The sequence below is a fragment of the Janthinobacterium sp. SUN118 genome (assembly GCF_030397695.1).
Classification (GTDB): Bacteria; Pseudomonadota; Gammaproteobacteria; order Burkholderiales; family Burkholderiaceae_D; genus Janthinobacterium.
Genome location: NZ_JAPUBV010000001.1, coordinates 1602262 through 1619563, shown reverse-complemented (window position 1 = coordinate 1619563; position 17302 = coordinate 1602262). Strand labels below are relative to the sequence as shown.

Annotated in this window: 16 protein-coding genes and 1 riboswitch; of the genes, 11 read left to right on the top strand and 5 right to left on the bottom strand. The window is 64.1% G+C overall.

Annotated elements, in window-relative coordinates:
* The first annotated feature begins 263 nt into the window (after positions 1-263).
* The 7 genes from dapC (at position 264) to O0880_RS07355 (ending at position 8762) form a co-directional block, all read left to right on the top strand.
* Positions 264-1493, top strand: a complete 1230-nt coding sequence (gene dapC, locus O0880_RS07385; protein WP_289885831.1) for a succinyldiaminopimelate transaminase — start codon at positions 264-266, stop codon at positions 1491-1493.
* 13 nt (positions 1494-1506) lie between these two features.
* Positions 1507-2334: a 2,3,4,5-tetrahydropyridine-2,6-dicarboxylate N-succinyltransferase gene (gene dapD, locus O0880_RS07380; protein ID WP_071322849.1), complete on the top strand. Its 828-nt coding sequence runs from the start codon at positions 1507-1509 to the stop codon at positions 2332-2334.
* A gap of 122 nt (positions 2335-2456) precedes the next feature.
* On the top strand, positions 2457-4004 hold the full coding sequence (locus O0880_RS07375; RefSeq protein WP_289885830.1) for an FAD-dependent oxidoreductase: 1548 nt from the start codon (positions 2457-2459) through the stop codon (positions 4002-4004).
* Between the two features lie 135 nt (positions 4005-4139).
* Positions 4140-4493: an ArsC family reductase gene (locus tag O0880_RS07370; RefSeq protein ID WP_289885829.1), complete on the top strand. Its 354-nt coding sequence runs from the start codon at positions 4140-4142 to the stop codon at positions 4491-4493.
* Positions 4494-4547: 54 nt separating this feature from the next.
* Positions 4548-5684: a succinyl-diaminopimelate desuccinylase gene (gene dapE, locus O0880_RS07365; protein ID WP_289885828.1), complete on the top strand. Its 1137-nt coding sequence runs from the start codon at positions 4548-4550 to the stop codon at positions 5682-5684.
* A 54-nt stretch (positions 5685-5738) separates the two neighbouring features.
* Complete coding sequence (gene prmB, locus O0880_RS07360) at positions 5739-6629, top strand: 50S ribosomal protein L3 N(5)-glutamine methyltransferase (RefSeq protein ID WP_071326325.1); 891 nt, start codon at positions 5739-5741, stop codon at positions 6627-6629.
* Between the two features lie 138 nt (positions 6630-6767).
* Positions 6768-8762, top strand: coding sequence for an ATP-binding cassette domain-containing protein (locus O0880_RS07355; RefSeq protein WP_071322845.1), 1995 nt, complete (start codon positions 6768-6770; stop codon positions 8760-8762).
* Between the two features lie 40 nt (positions 8763-8802).
* Here the strand turns inward: O0880_RS07355 and O0880_RS07350 are convergent, their stop codons facing one another.
* Positions 8803-9291, bottom strand: coding sequence for a chemotaxis protein CheW (locus O0880_RS07350; RefSeq protein ID WP_071322844.1), 489 nt, complete (start codon positions 9289-9291; stop codon positions 8803-8805).
* Between the two features lie 195 nt (positions 9292-9486).
* On the opposite strand from O0880_RS07350, the gene arfB reads away from it, so the two are divergent.
* Positions 9487-9885 carry an alternative ribosome rescue aminoacyl-tRNA hydrolase ArfB gene (gene arfB, locus O0880_RS07345; RefSeq protein ID WP_071322843.1) on the top strand — a complete coding sequence of 133 codons (399 nt, stop codon included), beginning with the start codon at positions 9487-9489 and terminating at the stop codon, positions 9883-9885.
* Here arfB and O0880_RS07340 read toward each other — a convergent pair.
* Positions 9882-11747, bottom strand: coding sequence for a flagellar assembly protein A (locus O0880_RS07340; protein ID WP_289885827.1), 1866 nt, complete (start codon positions 11745-11747; stop codon positions 9882-9884). The two genes, arfB and O0880_RS07340, sit on opposite strands and share 4 nt — an antisense overlap.
* Positions 11748-11916: 169 nt before the next feature.
* A complete protein-coding gene (locus O0880_RS07335) occupies positions 11917-12306 on the bottom strand; it encodes a hypothetical protein (RefSeq protein ID WP_156894723.1) in 390 nt (129 codons plus the stop codon).
* Between the two features lie 264 nt (positions 12307-12570).
* Between O0880_RS07335 and ompR the strand changes: the two genes are divergently transcribed.
* Positions 12571-13272, top strand: a complete 702-nt coding sequence (ompR, locus tag O0880_RS07330; RefSeq protein WP_223278807.1) for a two-component system response regulator OmpR — start codon at positions 12571-12573, stop codon at positions 13270-13272.
* A 13-nt stretch (positions 13273-13285) separates the two neighbouring features.
* A complete protein-coding gene (locus tag O0880_RS07325) occupies positions 13286-14644 on the top strand; it encodes a sensor histidine kinase (protein WP_071322841.1) in 1359 nt (452 codons plus the stop codon).
* A 134-nt stretch (positions 14645-14778) separates the two neighbouring features.
* Here the strand turns inward: O0880_RS07325 and O0880_RS07320 are convergent, their stop codons facing one another.
* On the bottom strand, positions 14779-15258 hold the full coding sequence (locus O0880_RS07320) for an Imm26 family immunity protein (RefSeq protein WP_071322840.1): 480 nt from the start codon (positions 15256-15258) through the stop codon (positions 14779-14781).
* Positions 15259-15470: 212 nt separating this feature from the next.
* Positions 15471-15776 (bottom strand): hypothetical protein, encoded by a 306-nt coding sequence (locus O0880_RS07315; protein ID WP_289885823.1) that lies wholly within the window; start codon positions 15774-15776, stop codon positions 15471-15473.
* A 147-nt stretch (positions 15777-15923) separates the two neighbouring features.
* On the opposite strand from O0880_RS07315, the gene O0880_RS07310 reads away from it, so the two are divergent.
* Complete coding sequence (locus O0880_RS07310) at positions 15924-17081, top strand: iron-containing alcohol dehydrogenase (RefSeq protein ID WP_289885821.1); 1158 nt, start codon at positions 15924-15926, stop codon at positions 17079-17081.
* A 77-nt stretch (positions 17082-17158) separates the two neighbouring features.
* Positions 17159-17256, top strand: a riboswitch (TPP riboswitch).
* The last annotated feature ends 46 nt before the right edge of the window (positions 17257-17302 follow it).

Below are 17302 nucleotides of genomic sequence, written 5' to 3'. Positions count from 1 at the left end.
GGCGCAGCAAGGCCGTGATGGGCAGGCGGCGCGCCGGGGCTGGCAGGACCTGGCATGAACCGGGCCCGGCGCCAGCCATGGCCACGAGGCCGGCACCAGCCGCAGCCGCAGCCAAGGCATCGCCCTGCCAGGCCCCGCTTGCACAGCCCATCCGCGAGGCCGGCTATAATAAAAGGCTGAGCCGATTTATTTGACCTGCGTCATTGCGCCGCGCCGGCCATGATCGGCGACACCATCATTCCACTCTTGCCCTGGTCCGCTCCGTGAATCCACTTCTTGCTAAACTGCAACCATATCCGTTTGAAAAGCTGCGCCAGCTGTTTGCCGGCGTGACGGTCAATCCCGACTACGCGCCCATCAGCCTGGGCATGGGCGAACCCAAGCATCCGACGCCAGCCTTCATCGAGCAGGCATTGACGGACAATATCCATGGCCTGGCCAGCTATCCGACCACCATCGGTTCGGAAGCCTTGCGTACCGCCATTGCCGGCTGGCTGGAGCGCCGCTATGGCATCCCCAAGCTCAATCCTGCCACGCAAATCCTGCCCGTGAACGGTTCGCGCGAAGCGCTGTTTGCGCTGGCGCAAACGGTGATCGATCCGTCGGCCGGCTCGCTCGTGATCAGCCCGAATCCGTTTTACCAGATCTATGAAGGCGCGGCCTACCTGGCCGGCGCCGAACCGTATTTCGTCAATTCCGACCCGGCGCGCAATTTCGGCTGCGATTACGACAGCGTGCCCGCGTCCGTGTGGGAAAAGGTCAAGCTGCTGTTCCTGTGTTCGCCGGGCAACCCGACGGGCGCCGTCCTGAGCCTGACGGACTGGGAACACCTGTTCGCCCTGTCCGAGCGCCACGACTTCGTCATCGCCGCCGACGAGTGCTATTCCGAGATTTACCACGGCGACACGCCCCCGCTGGGCGCGCTGCAGGCGGCGCACATGCTGGGCCTGTCCACCATCGAGCGTCCATATGCGCGCCTGGTGGTGTTTTCCAGCCTGTCGAAGCGCTCGAACGTGCCGGGCATGCGCTCGGGCTTTGTCGCCGGCGACGCGGAAGTGCTGAAAAAATTCCTGCTGTACCGAACCTACCACGGCGGCGCCATGAGCCCCGCCGTGCAGGCGGCCTCCGTCGCGGCCTGGAACGACGAAACCCATGTCGAGGAAAATCGCGCCAAGTACCGCGCCAAGTTCGACGCCATCACGCCGCTGCTGCAAACGGTGATGGACGTGCAACTGCCGGACGCCGGCTTCTACCTGTGGGCCGACGTCAGCCGCACGGGACTGTCCGACACGCAATTCGCGCAACGCCTGTACGCCGAATATAATGTCACGGTATTGCCTGGCAGTTACCTGGCGCGCGACGCGCACGGCATCAATCCGGGCCGCAACCGCATCCGCATGGCTCTCGTGGCCGAAACGGCCGAAGGGCTGGAAGCGGCGCTGCGCATAGTAAAATTCTGCCAGCAGCTTTCCGCATCCGCATCAACCAACTAAACAAGACATCATCATGAGCCAACAACTGCAAAACATCATCGACCAGGCCTGGGAAAACCGCGCCGAGATCAATCCGGGCAACGGCACTGCCGAACTGCGCGACGCCGTCGCCCACGTCATCAATGGCCTGGACAACGGCAGCATCCGCGTGGCGGAAAAAACCACGGGCGACTGGGTCGTCAACCAGTGGGTCAAGAAAGCCGTGCTGCTGTCGTTCCGCCTGGAAGACAACGTCGTCCTGCCATCCGATGGCACGATGCAGTTCTACGACAAGGTGCCGACCAAGTTCGCCAACTACACGAAGGAAGACTTCGCCAAGGGCGGTTTCCGCGTGGTGCCGCCAGCCGTCGCCCGCCGCGGCAGCTTCATCGCCAAGAACGTCGTGCTGATGCCGTCCTACGTCAACATCGGCGCCTACGTCGATGAAGGCGCCATGGTCGACACCTGGGCCACCGTCGGTTCCTGCGCGCAGATCGGCAAGAACGTCCACCTGTCCGGCGGCGTCGGCATCGGCGGCGTGCTCGAGCCCATGCAAGCGAACCCGACCATCATCGAAGACAATTGCTTCATCGGCGCCCGCTCGGAAATCGTCGAAGGCGTGATCGTCGAGGAAAACTCGGTCATCTCGATGGGCGTCTACATCGGCCAGTCGACCAAGATCTACGACCGCGCCACGGGCGAAGTCACCTACGGCCGCGTGCCAGCCGGCTCCGTCGTGGTGTCGGGCAACCTGCCATCGGAAGACGGCAAGTACTCGCTGTACTGCGCCGTGATCGTCAAGCGCGTGGATGCGAAGACCCGCGCCAAGACCGGCATCAACGAGTTGCTGCGCGGAATTTAATCACTGCGCCGGAAGGCGCACGCAGCACCCTGCATGTCCCGCTCTGGCGGGACATTTTCATTTCCGGTACGCAACTTCAATCGTCCCGCCCCCGCCTTCCATCCTGTCCTATACTGGATGGCATGAATACACCTCCCGTATTGATCGTCGGCGCCGGCCCTACCGGCCTCATGCTTGCCTTGCGCCTGGCGCGCCATGGCGTCGATTGCCGCATCATCGACAAAAATAGCGGCCCCGGGCAAGCGTCGCGGGCCATGGCCGTGCATGCGCGCACCCTCGAGTTTTACCAGCAGCTGGGCTTTGCCGACGAGCTGGTCAGCCTCGGCATCAAGATCAATGCGGCGCACATCCATGAAGGCGGCGAGGAACTGGTGAAACTGACGCTGGGCGAGATCGGCGAAGGCCTGAGCCCCTATCCCTTCGTGCTGAGCCTGCCCCAGGACGAACATGAACGTTTTCTTATCAGCAAGCTGGCGGCGGCCGGCGTGCACGTGGAATGGAACCTCGCGCTGGACCTGTGGACGCAGGACGATAGCGAAGTGCAAGCCATTCTATTGAAAGATGGCGAACGCCAATATTGCACGTTTGACTATATCTGCGGCTGCGACGGCGCCCGCAGCGCCGTGCGCACGATCGCCGGCGTGGACTTTTCCGGCGGCACCTATGACCACCTGTATTACGTGGCCGATGCGCAAGTGGCCGGCGGCAACACGGATTTGCACGCCCACCTGGGCGCGAATTCCTTCGCCCTGATGCTGCCCGTGCGCACCAGCGGCATGCAGCGCCTGATCGGCATCCTGCCCGACCGCCCGGAAGGCGCGCCCGCGCCCGTCTTCGACGACGTGCGCGCCGACGTGGAAACCCTGCTGGGAGCCCAGGTCGAGCACGTCAACTGGTTTTCCACGTATAAAGTGCATCACCGGGTGGCCGGGCAATTCCGCCAGCGGCGCTGCTTCCTCCTCGGCGACGCGGCCCACTTGCACAGCCCCGTCGGCGGCCAGGGCATGAACACGGGCTTGGGCGACGCCGTCAACCTGGCGTGGAAACTGGCGCAAAAACTGCACGGCCAGAGCAACGACGCCCTGCTCGACACCTATGAAAGCGAGCGCATCGTCTTCGCGCGCCGCCTCGTCGCCACCACCGACCGCGCCTTCCAGGCCATCGTCGCGCAAGGCATGGCCGGGCAATTCCTGCGGCGCTGGCTGGTGCCGCACGCGCTGCCCTTCCTGTCCGGCTTCGAGCGCGCGCGCCGTTTGCTGTTCAAGACGGTATCGCAAATCCAGATCAGCTATGAGGACAGCGCCCTGTCCGCCGGCTACGCGGAACACTTGCGTGGCGGCGACCGCCTGCCGTGGTTCTCCGATGGCACGCAAGACAATTTCACGGCCCTGCGCAGCATGGATTGGCAATTGCACATCTATGGCGAGCCGGCGCCCGAACTGCTGGACGAGGCGCGCGTGCTGAAGCTGCCCGTGCATTGCTATACTTTCAACGTGGCCGCCAAGCTGGCCGGACTGGGCCGCGACGCCGCCTATCTGGTGCGCCCCGACGGCCATATCGCGCTGGCCCTGCACCTGCAGGAAAGCGGCGCCCTGCGCGCCCTGGCCTTGCGCCTGGGCCTGCATTTCGGTGCGCCAGAGATGAGCAAGGCGGCGCCGCGGCCCGTATAGGGGAATCCGCGGGACATGTTGCAGCGCCGCATCGGCTGCACATCGACTGTATAATGACGGCTAACATCGCATATCGTGCTGGCGCAAGCGCCGCGATCAAGCGAACCGCATTCATTCCCCGTTAGCACTATCACTATGACCATTACACTCTACGGTATCCCCAACTGCGATACCGTCAAAAAGGCCCGTACCTGGCTGGCCGCGCAGCAACTCGACTTCGCCTTCCACGACTTCAAGAAACAGGGCCTGGAACGCGCCACCGTGGAAGCGTGGCTGCAGCAGCTGCCGTGGGATGTGCTGGTCAACAGGAAAGGCACGACCTGGCGCGCCCTGTCCGACGAGCGCAAGGCATCGATCACCGACGCGGCCAGCGCCCTCGAGCTGATGCTGGAAAACCCGTCCATCATCAAGCGCCCCGTGCTGGACAAGGATGGCCAGTTCAGCGTGGCGTTTTCCGATGCGCAGTACAAGACCATTTTTTCAGTTTAAACCCGCCACCTGCACGGCTGGGGCGCCCCCAAGGGTACGACCCCGCTCTACACCATGACCACCTCCAAAACCCTCGCCCTGACCGAAAAACTGATCGCCCTGTCCTCGGTCACGCCCGATGACAAGGGCTGCCAGCAGCACCTGATCGATATCCTCACGCCGCTGGGCTTTGCCTGCGAGACGATACAGTCGAACGACGTCACCAACCTGTGGGCGCGCCGCGGCACGACGTCGCCCGTGTTCGTCTTTGCCGGCCATACGGACGTGGTGCCGACCGGCCCAGTCGAGCAATGGCGCTCGCTGCCATTCATTCCCACCCACCGCGACGGCAAGCTGTACGGCCGTGGCGCGGCCGACATGAAGACTTCGATCGCCGCGATGGTAGTTGCCTGCGAGGAATTCATCGCCGCCACGCCCGAGCACACGGGCTCGATCGCCTTTCTGATCACGAGCGACGAGGAAGGCCCGGCCACGGACGGCACCGTCATCGTCTGCGACAAGCTCAAGGAACGTGGCGAACGGATCGACTATTGCCTGGTGGGCGAACCGACGTCGAGCGCGCAGCTGGGCGACATGATCAAGAATGGCCGCCGCGGTTCGCTGTCGGGCCGGCTGACGATCAAGGGCGTGCAAGGCCATATCGCCTACCCGCACCTGGCGCAGAACCCCATCCACGAAGCGGCGCAGGCGCTGGCCGACCTGGTCGAGGAAAAATGGGACGCAGGCAACGAATATTACCTGCCGACGTCGTGGCAAATGTCCAACATCAACGCGGGCACGGGCGCCAACAACGTGATTCCGGGCGACATGGTGATCGATTTCAACTTCCGCTTTTCCACGGCCAGCACGGCGGCAAGCCTGCAGGAGCGCGTCCACGCCATCCTCGACAGGCATGACTTGCAATACGATTTGCAATGGACCCTGAGCGGCCAGCCCTTCCTCACGCCGCGCGGCACCCTCTCCGACGCGCTGTCGTCCGCGATCCACGCGGAAACGGGCATCACGACGGAGCTGTCGACCACGGGCGGCACCTCGGATGGCCGGTTTATCGCGCAGATCTGCCCCCAAGTGATAGAATTCGGGCCGCCCAATGCCAGTATTCACAAGATCGACGAGCACATCGAACTGCGCCACATCGATCCCCTGAAAAATATTTACCGGCGTACGCTGGAGCATTTGCTGCCCGTCTGAATGAATACCGAGGCCCGTCACGGCGGGCCAGAACACCGTCTTTTCGAGAATGCCATGACCCCGAACCCGTTTTCCACGCCACGCGACCTGCTGCGCTACGCCGTCACCCGTTTCAACACCGCCAAGCTGTTTTTCGGCCACGGCAGCGCCGAAGCGTTCGACGAAGCGGCCTATCTGATCCTGCACACCTTGAAGTTGCCGCTCGACAAGCTCGAACCCTTCCTCGACGCCAAGCTGCTGCCGTCGGAAGTGGCCAGCGTGATGAGCGTCATCGACCGCCGCAGCATCGACCGCGTGCCGGCCGCCTACATCACCAAGGAAGGCTGGCTGGGCACCTACAACTTCTACGTCGACGAGCGCGTGATCGTGCCGCGTTCCTTCATCGCCGAGCTGATCCCTGAATACTTCTCGCCGTGGGTGGCGGAACCGGAAGCCGTGGAAAACATCCTGGAGCTGTGCACCGGCTCGGGCTGCCTGTCGATCATGATGGCCGACGCCTTCCCGAACGCCCAGGTCGACGCCGTGGACATTTCCGCCGACGCGCTGGCCGTGGCCAAGCGCAACGTCGACACCTACAAGCTGCAGGACCGCGTCACCTTGATCGAATCGGACCTGTACGCGAACGTGCCGGCCAAGAAATACGACTTGATCATCAGCAACCCGCCGTACGTGAATTCCGCCTCGATGGGCGCCCTGCCGCAGGAATACCTGGCCGAACCGCAGATCGCCCTCGACGGCGGCAGCGACGGCATGGACCTGGTGCGCAAGATCATCGCCGGCGCGGCCGAGCGCCTGACGGACGACGGCATCCTGATGATTGAAATCGGCAACGAACGCGCATACGCGGAAGCGGCCTTCGGCGAGCTGGGCCTGACCTGGCTGACGACGAGCGCCGGCGACGACATGGTCTTCCTGCTGACGGCCGAGCAGTTGAAGCTGGTTTAATGGAATTGGTAGGTCGGATTAGCGTAGCGTAATCCGACATGCCTGTGCGGCACCCGTCGGATTACGTCCTGCGGACTAATCCGACCTACACGATGTTTTTACGGCGGGGGTCAAAGCCCAGCCTTTACAAAGAAAAAAATGATACGTTTCTTACAAGTAAGCCTGATGCGCGGCATCAAACCGTTGCTCGAACAAGTCGACGTCACCCTCAACCCGGGCGACAAGATCGGCCTGATCGGCGCCAATGGCGCGGGCAAATCGAGCCTGTTCGCGATGATGCGCGGCGAGCTGCACCCTGACCAGGGCGAGATCGATTTCCCGGCCAAGTGGCGCGTGGCTTACGTGGCGCAGGAAACGCCGCCGCTGGACCGCGCCGCGCTCGACTACGCGATCGACGGCGACGTCACCCTGCGCAAGCTGGAAGCGGAACTGGCGCGCCTGGAATCGGAACCGGCAACGTCGGAAAACGGCATCGCCATCGGCGAAATCTACAGCGCGATGGCCGATGCCGACGCCTACACGGTGCAGTCGCGCGGCGAGCAGTTGCTGCTGGGCCTGGGCTTTACCCTGGACCAGATGCAGCAACCGGTGGCCAGCTTCTCCGGCGGCTGGCGCATGCGCTTGAACCTGGCGCAGGCGCTGATGTGCCCGTCCGACCTGCTGCTGCTCGATGAACCGACCAACCATCTGGACCTGGACGCCATCATCTGGCTGGAAGACTGGCTGAAACGCTACGCCGGCACCCTGCTGATCATTTCCCATGACCGCGACTTCCTCGACGAAGTGGTCAACGTGGTCGTGCATATCGACGAGCGCAAGCTGAAACGCTACTCGGGCAACTACTCGAGCTTCGAGCGCCAGCGCGCGGCGCAGATGATCCTGGCCGCCGGCGCTCTGGAAAAGCAGCAGCGCAAGCGCGCCCACCTGGAATCGTTCGTCAACCGCTTCAAGGCGCAAGCCTCGAAGGCCCGCCAGGCGCAAAGCCGCATGAAGGCGCTGGCGAAGATGGAAGAGCTGGCGCCATTGCGCGCCGCCGCCGAATTCTCGTTCGAATTCCGCGAGCCGCTGAGCGCGCCGAACCCGCTGCTGGTGATGGAAGACGTCGATGCGGGCTACAAGATCGAAAACGAAGCGACGGGCGAAATCACGCACAAGACCATCGTCAACGGCATCAAGTTTTCGCTGCAGATCGGCCAGCGCATCGGCCTCTTGGGCCAGAACGGCGCTGGCAAGTCGACCCTGATCAAGACCATCGCCGGCGAGCTGATGCCTTTGAACGGCGACGCCACCATGGGCAAGGGCCTCAACATCGGCTACTTCGCCCAGCACCAGGTGGAAATGCTGCGCCATGACGAATCGCCGCTGTGGCATCTGGCCAAGATCGCGCCGACCGTGCGCGAACAGGAGCTGCGCAACTTCCTCGGCGGCTTCAACTTCCCCGGCAACATGGTCACGGCCTCGATCGCGCCGTTCTCGGGCGGCGAAAAAGCCCGCCTGGCGCTGGCCCTGATCGTCTGGCAGCGTCCGAACTTGCTGCTGCTCGATGAACCGACCAACCATCTGGATCTGGAAACGCGCGAAGCGCTGACGGAAGCGCTGGCGCAGTTCGAAGGCACGCTCGTCGTCGTCTCCCATGATCGCCACCTGCTGCGCGCCACCACGGACGAATTCATCATCGTTGCCGACGGCAAGCTGCAGCCGTTCGACGGCGACCTGGACGACTACAAGGACTGGCTGTTCAAGACCAAGCTGGGCAAGGGCACGGACGTGCTGCCGGCCGCCGGCAAGGCCAACAAGACCGATTTTCCGGTAACGTCGTCCGTCCCCGCGCCGGCCGCCGCCCCTGCCGCCCCCGTGCGCGACAAGCGCCAGGAAGCGGAAGACCGCCAGAAGGCGGCCGCCCTGCGCAAGCCGATCGAAAACAAGATCAAGCGCCAGGAAGAGCAGATCGCCAAGCGCAATGCGCAAAAGGCGGAAACGGAAGCCAAGCTGGGCGAGCCGACCATCTATGACGCGGCCAACAAGGCCAAGCTGAAACAGCTGCTGGCGGATCAGACCTTCTTCACCAAGGACCTGGCGCAGCTGGAAGCGGAATGGCTGGACTTGCAGGATGAACTCGAAAAGCTCGGCTGATCAAGCGACGACAAAAGACGACCCGACGGGTCGTCTTTTTTTATGCCACCTGCATGGGGCTGGCGCTGCGGATGGCCATCAGGCGGTCGATGTCGACGAGGATCAGGCGGCGCCCCGCCACCTTGCCCACGCCCAGCAGATAATCGGCCTCGGTGTCGCCCAGGCCGGGCACGGGAGCAATGTCGCCGGGCGCCAGGCTGACGATATCGGTGACGCCATCGACCACCATGCCCATCACGCCATTGCTCAGCTGCAGGATGATCACGTCGGTGGCGGGGTCGGGCGTGCCCTGCATGCTGCCGAACGCGGCGCGCATGTCGACGATGGGAATGATCACGCCGCGCGACACGGCCACGCTTTGCAAGACTTCCCCTTCCGAGGAAAAACGGTCGAGCTCCTTGAGCGGACGCAATTCCCGCACGCAACGGTAATCGAGGCCATATTCGAGGCCGCCCAGCCGGAAACTCAGGTATTGCACGGTGCTACGTTCCGCCGCTCCTGCGGCGCCAGCGGTCGTCGTGGGCTGCATGATGATCCTTTCATCCGGTAAGCGCTGCCAGGATGCGCAGTGGCGCAACGTTGGCCCATGCTAACCAGCATCGCCGCAGGCGGCGTTGAGAAACATCAACTTTCCCGGAAGACATCATCGGCCGGCAAGCCCGCCCTTGCGCCGGCGCAGCCATCTTCCCTTACAATAGCCGCACCGTTTCCCCACAGGCAGGCCATGCAACACCTCGTCAATCCCGCTGAAGTCGAATTTTCCGCCATCCGCGCCCAGGGCCCGGGCGGGCAGAATGTCAACAAGGTCTCCAGCGCCATCCACCTGCGCTTCCCCATCGCCGCCTCGTCGCTGCCGGACGCGTACAAGGAACGCCTGCTGGCCCTGCGCGACAGCCGCATCAGCAAGGATGGCGTGCTGGTGCTCAAGGCGCAGCAGTCGCGCAGCCAGGAACAGAACAAGGAAGAAGCCCTGCGCCGCTTGCAGGAAATCATCGACAGCGTGACTTTCCTGCCCGCCGTGCGGCGCGCCACCAAGCCCACGCGCAGCTCGCAGCGGCGCCGCCTCGACAGCAAGAGCACGCACAGCATCTTGAAACAGTCGCGCGGCAAGGTCACCGACTAGCCGCCCGGCGGCGGCGCATACGTCCAGTCCAGGGTCCCCGTGCTGTCGGCAAACACCAGCTGGGTGGCCGGCGTGGCGCTGCGCAGCAAGGCCTTGATTTCCTTCGGCGGCCGGTCGTAGACCTTGGCCGGCCCGCGCGGCACGACCAGGGAGCGCACCGTCGTCTCGCCATCGACCAGGCCCAGCGTGCAGCGCGACTGGCCGGCCATGGCCTGGCGCTCCTGGCGCAATTGCTCCACCAGCGCCAGCATCTGCGCCTGCAGGATTTCCGACTGTTTCACTTCCACGCGCAGGCGCGCCACTTCCTTCAGCACGGGCGCGATGCGCGCGGCCAGCTTGTCGTACTGCAACTGCTGTGCCGGCTGCAGCTGCAGTTCGCCGCGCCGCAGCTGGCCCGCCAGGGTCAGGTAGTTGCGCACCTCGGGCAGCTGCGCGATGGCATCGATTTCCTGCTGGCGCTTGTCGCGCATCTGCAGGTATTGCGCGCCCCTGGCCAGGCTGTCGGCGATCTTCTGCTCCAGGCTGCTCAAATCGGGCACCAGCGGAAACAGCAGCATTTCCACCTGCTTGCGCGGCCCGGCGCTGCCGACCTTGATGGTGCGGGCCGCCACGGCGCAGCCTTCGGCCAGCTCGATGACGACGTCGTCGGCGATGATCTCGCAATTGCTGGCGTGGTCGATCACCACGCGCGTGCCGGCGATGACGCAGCTTTCCGCGCGCCGCAAGTGCACCTCGCCGCTCAGCGACTGCACCACCGAGCCGGACGCCACGCCCTCGATGCGCACGTCGCCGTGCTCGTTGAAGGCCGTGCCGCCCACCAAGTTGCGATGAAGCAAGATCAAGCCGCCATGCGAATGCAGATGGCCATACACGTCGCCGTGGATGGTGATGTCGCTGCCGTCGAGCTGGCGCTGTTCCTGCACCTCGCCATATTCCTCGTAGGCGGCGCGCAGCTTCAGGTTGCCCGTGGTGCGGCTGCTGACGCCTTCGCGGCTGACGATCTTGTTCTCGACGGAAATCTTGCCCTGCTCATCGACATTCACGTAGCCATCCAGCGTGGCCACGATGAAGTCGCCATCGCTGAAATGCTCGGCCACCGTGCCCACGCCCGCTGCCGCCGCCAGATCCAGCTCCAGCGGCGCGGGCGGCGGCAGCACGTTGCCGGCCAGGTCGTAGCCGGGCTGGCCGGGTGCCCCCGGCAGCAAACGCAGCAGGCGTGCATGTTTTTTCACTTGCGGGAAGCGGTTCTTGAAGCTGAGCAAATCGAGCCGGCCGTCGGGACGCTCGCGCGGCGCATCGTCGCGGTGGATGCCCTGCGACACCTCGACCAGCTGGGCGTCGCGCCCCGGCTGCGGCGGCAGCGCGCGCGCCACCGTGATGCGCTCGGCCTTGCCAGTATCGAGGATGGCGCGCACGGCAACGCTGTCGAGGCCGTAGAGCACGCCCTTGCCCCACAGGTCGGCCACCAGCTCGTCAAATTCGCGGCGCGCCGGCACCTGGCCATCCGCATCGGCCGCCAGCGCCTCAAAGTAAAACTCGGCCACGTCGCCGCGGATCTTGACCTGTTTATACAGGGCCCGCCGCGCGGCCGGGAATGGCGCCACGCGGGCGGCGACGCGCAGCAAGGCGTCACCCTTGGGCGCGGCGCGCGGCACCGGCGCATGGAATAGTGTCAGCAGGAACAAGGGGTAGTCGAGGCCGGCCAGCAGCTGGCCGGACAGGAACAGCTGGCCAACGGCGGCGCGCAACTGGGCGGGCGCCAGGGAAAGGTCAAAGAACACGCCGTCGTGGCGCTGGACGAGGCCATGCGGCAAGCTGGCCGCGTGGGCCGCATCTGGAACGGGCGTGTCGTCGTCGCTCACCACTTGCCTCCCCCAAAACAGAAAACTTGCCAAATTGCACTTACTCAGTACACTTGAACAATATCACGGGGCGTGGCGGCGTGCCTGACTCAGCAAAAAATCGAGCCACCAAATGCAAACAGGGCCAAGTCTTGCGAGATGGCCCTGTCGGATGGATTGCCGGAAATGGTTATCGGCGTGGCGGGTTGGAATAGATGTCCTGGCCCACTTCATTGATCTGGCGGCGCAGGTCGCGGCGCTCGTCGGGCGTCATGCGGCCCGTGCGGCGCGATGCCTCGGCGCCGTCGTTGGCGCGGCGCTGCTCTTCGGCACGCGTGTCGAAGCTGCGTGCGTCACGTTGTTCGCGCAGTCGCGTATCATTACTGCGTTGCACCTGTTCGTAACGCTGGGCCTGCATTTGCTGCTGTTGCTGCTGCTGGTCATCGCGACGCGGCGGCTGGTTTTGCGCGTGCGCCAGGCTGGCCGCCAACACGGAACAAACGGCGAACGTGGACAGCACGGCACGTGCGAAGGCTGATGCGCTGGGAGCGGCGTGAATTTTTGGGGTAACGATATTCATTGAGTTCCTCTTCCGCGATGCCGTATAAACTTAAAGCTGATTTCCACTGTGGCCCCAGTGTATGATGCTTTACACGGTGCAGTAAGAGTAATTGGGTAAAGTTTGTAACAGTTTGTAATGGGTCGCCACAGCCCCTTGCCGACGCCGCGCGAGGCGTTACTATAGCAACTAATATAAGATAACACGACACCCTAAATGACCACAACCTCCACAACCGGCAGCAATGCAAATACGCAATCGATCCATGGCCACCAGGCGAAAATCATGGTGGTGGACGACGATGTGCGCCTGCGCGACCTGCTGCGCCGCTACCTGACCGAGCAAGGTTTCAATGTCTTCACGGCCGAGAGCGCCACTGCGATGAACAAGCTGTGGCTGCGCGAGCGCTACGACCTGCTCGTGCTCGACCTGATGCTGCCCGGCGAAGACGGCCTGTCGATCTGCCGCCGCCTGCGCGGCGCGGGCGACCAGACGCCGATCATCATGCTGACGGCCAAGGGCGAAGACGTGGACCGCATCGTCGGCCTGGAAATGGGTGCCGACGACTACCTGCCGAAACCGTTCAATCCGCGCGAACTGGTGGCCCGCATCGGCGCCGTGCTGCGCCGCAAGGGTCCCGATGAAATCCCGGGCGCGCCGTCGGAAACGCCGCAAACCTTCGAATTCGGCGATTTCGTGCTGGACCTGGGCACGCGCACCTTGAAAAAGAATGGCGAAACGGTGCCGCTGACAACCGGTGAGTTTTCCGTGTTGAAAGTATTTGCCCGCCATGCGCGCCAGCCGCTGTCGCGCGAAAAGCTGATGGAACTGGCGCGCGGACGCGAATACGAAGTCTTCGACCGCAGCCTGGACGTGCAAATCTCGCGCCTGCGCAAGCTGATCGAGCCTGATCCGTCGAGCCCGCTGTTCATCCAGACCGTGTGGGGCCTCGGCTACGTCTTCATCCCGGACGGACAGCCGCGCTGATCGCTGGCGAGGCATGATGAAGCTTGTTCCCGATATCAGCCTGGCACGGCTGAAAAGCGGCCTGTTCTGGCGCACCTTTTTGCTGCTGGGTACGTTGACCACCGTCAGCATGATCGCCTGGATCGGCATGATTTCCGTCATCCAGCGCGAGCCGCAGGCGCAGCAGATTTCCGCCCAGGTCATTTCCGTCGTCACCATCACGCATGCGGCCCTGACGCACTCGGCGCCCGAGCTGCGGCGCGAACTGCTGTTCGACCTCGTCAGCAACGAAGGCATCCGCATCTTCCCGCTGGAAGAGGATGACCGCATCGAGCCGCCGCCCGACAATTACCTGATGCCCGACATCGAGGCGCTGGTGAAGGCCAAGCTGGGCGAGGACACGCGCTTTTCCGCGCGCGTCAACGGCGTGGCCGGCTTCTGGGTCAGCTTCAAGATCGACGACGACGAATACTGGCTGATGCTCGAGCGCGAGCGCCTGCGCGGCCTGACGGGCTTCCAGTGGCTGGGCTGGGCCAGTCTCGTATCCTTGCTGTCCGTGCTGGGCGCGGCCATCATTTCCAGCCTGATCAATCTGCCGCTGTCGCGTTTGACGGCGGCCGCGCGCGATATCGCCAAGGGCAAGCAGCCGGCGCCGCTGCCGGAAAAAGGCCCGATCGAGATCATCGAGGCGAACCGCAGCTTCAACCAGATGGTCGACGACCTGCAGCAGGTGGAATCGGACCGCGCCGTGATCCTGGCCGGCATCTCGCACGATTTGCGCACGCCGCTGGCGCGCATGCAGCTGGAAGTGGAAATGGCGAACTTGTCGGACGAGGCGCGCGAAGGCATCCAGTCCGATATCGGGCAGATGGACGCCATCATCGGCCAGTTCCTCGACTACGCCAGGCCGACGGAAGCGTCGAGTTTTACGAATGTGGACTTGAGCGGTTTGCTCAGCGACATGGCGCGCGAAGCGATGCGCCTGCCCGACGTGAAGATCAATGCGACGATCGCCGATGGCGCGCAGGCGATGGGCAATGCCACGGACCTGCGCCGCGTGCTGAACAACCTGATCGAGAATGCGCGCCGCTATGGCAAGACGCCGGGCAGCGACGTGACGGAAATCGACATCGCCTGCCAGGTGCGCACCAGCCATGGCGCGAAAAAAGTCATCATCGAAGTGCAGGACCATGGTACCGGCGTGCCGGCGGAAAAGATCGAGCAGCTGCTGAAACCCTTCACCCGCCTCGACACGGCGCGCGGCCAGGCAAACGGTGCCGGGCTGGGCCTGGCCATCGTCGACCGCGTGCTGCTGCGCCACGGCGCCGAACTGCAGGTACGCAACCGCGAAGGCGGCGGCCTGGCGTTTCAGATCAGCTTGCCGGCGGTATAAGCGGCATAGGTCGGATCGGCGAGGTCTTGCCTCGCGTAATCCGACAACATTGTTGGCTATTCCTGTCGGATTGCGCGCCAGGCGCCAATCCGACCTACGCCGCCGGCTCCGGCGTCTCCGCCGCCCGACAACGGTCAAGCGGACGCCTGCTCCTGCGCCAGCAATTTATTCATCAACAATTCCGTGGCCCCGTAACCGTACAGGGAATCGCTTTCCATGCCCGGCGTATCGAAGGGTATCGATTCCTCGCGGTCCAGCTTGGCCGGATCGGCGTCCGCATAGCTGGCGCGCCACGCGCGCTGCAGCGATTCGTTACGGCGGATAAACGCCGGCATGGGCCAGGCGGCGCGGTTCCAGTGGCGGCTGTCGCCCAGCAGGGGCCAGCGTTCGTTGAGCAGGGCCATGTCGCCCGTGCGCAGGCGGCGCACGGCCTGCTCCGGCTGCAAGGCTTCCAGTTCGTCCAGCGCGGGCAGGCTGTCGCGCTTCGGCCCGAACATATACGCCAGCATGATGCGTCCGGCAGGCGCCGTGCGCGCCACCACGCCGACGGCATAGCCGCCGCCCGGCAAGGGCACGGCAAACCAGCTGCCTTCTCGGTATGGTAATGACTTCATATAAAACCCTCAGGAAGACGCCGGACAACGGCGACTGCGCGGCGCGATTTGCGGCCTCCGGTGCTCGCTGTACGTCAGTACAGTTCCGCTCCTCGGCCACAACGCGCATCCGCTCGCAACGCCGCTCGCCGACGTTAAATTCAATTAGGGCCACAGTCTACGCGAAGCAAGGCCGGTGTGGCGCATGGTACGCCACGGCAACAAACCAATAGTTACGATATTTTTTCATCATAATGATACTGGGCCACGATGGGGCCCGCCTTGAACAGCGCTTCCTTCATTTCCTTGTCCAGGCGCGCGTCGCGGCGGCGCATCCATTCGAGCAGCATGGCGACTTCCTTGCGGCTGGTATCGCCCGCATGCGCGAGCACGCGGCGCAGTTCCGGGTCGGTGCACGCCTCGAAGCGCTGGCTGTTCAGGTCCAGCGCCTGCAGCGCGGCGATGGCGGCGCCGATGGCGCGGTGCATGTCGAGCGCGGTGGCGGGCAAATCGGATTCTTCCAGTGGGACGGTGGTCATGCGGCTTCCTTTGCGCGTAGTGGGTGATATGGCCTGCGCTGCATTCTCCGCCGCGCGGGCGAAAAGCTCAAGCGCCCACGACACGTTTCGCCCCGTTCGGCCATAATCATGGCTCGGCATTAGCCTACACATCGCAGCGGGAGCCCCATGTTCAATTTCGATTTCTACAATCCGACGCAAATCCTCTTCGGCCAGGGCCAGATCGCCGCCATCACGGCGCTGATCCCGCCGCAGGCGAGGGTGCTGATGACGTATGGCGGCGGCAGCATCAAGCAGAACGGCGTCTACGATGAGGTGCGCGCGGCGCTGGCCGGCCACACGGTGCTGGAATTTGCCGGCATCGAACCGAATCCCAGCTATGAAACCCTGATGCAGGCCGTGGCCCTCGTGAAAAGCGAGCGCATCGATTTCCTGCTGGCCGTCGGCGGCGGTTCCGTGGTCGACGGCACCAAGTTCATCGCCGCGGCCGCCCTGCATGAAGGCGAGGCCTGGGACATCCTGGCGAAAGGCGGCAGGATCGTCGACGCCGCCCTGCCCTTCGGCACCGTGCTGACCCTGCCGGCCACGGGTTCCGAAATGAATGGCTCGGCCGTGATCACGCGCAAGGCCACGCAGGAAAAGCGCTCGTTCATGAGCCGCAAGGTCTATCCTAAATTCTCGGTGCTGGATCCCGCGAAAACGTTCACCCTGCCGCTGCGCCAGGTGGGCAATGGCGTCGTCGATGCCTTCGCGCATGTGATGGAGCAATACCTGACCTACCCCGTCAACGCGTCCGTGCAAGACCGCTTCGCCGAAGGCATCCTGCTGACCTTGATCGAGGAAGGCCCGAAGGCCCTGTCCCACCCGGACGACTACGATGTGCGCGCCAACGTGATGTGGAGCGCCACCCTGGCCTTGAACGGCCTGATCGGCGTGGGCGTGCCGCAGGACTGGTCCACGCACGCCATCGGCCATGAATTGACGGCCCTGTACGAGCTCGATCACGCGCAGACGCTGGCCATCATCCTGCCCAGCATGTTGCGCGTGCGCAAGCAGGCCAAGCGCGCCAAGCTGCTGCAGTACGCGGCCCGCGTGTGGGGCCTCGACGGCGGCGACGAGGATGGCCGCATCGAGGCGGCCATCGCGCGCACGGAATTCTTCTTCCGCCACATGGGCGTCAAGACGCGCCTGGCCGACTATGGCCTGAACCATGCGAGCGTGGACGCCGTCGTGGCGGCGCTGGAAGCGCACGGCATGACGGCGCTGGGCGAGCAGCGCGAAGTGACGCCCGCCGTCAGCCGCAAGGTGCTGGAGCTGAGCCTGTAGCCTGGTTTTAGAATCTGTGCACACTGTTGTAAAACGGTCAGCCAGCAGGACAGCGGGCCGTGGTTCATGCTAAGCTGTCGTTTCGCTAGGGGTCCTGGAGTCGTTATCCGGGTGAGAGATACCCTTCGTACCTGATCTGGATAATGCCAGCGAAGGAAAGCGCAAAGTACCTCCCTCCTTTGATAGCTCCTGCGTTGGCGCCAGCCGAACAAGCAGCCTGC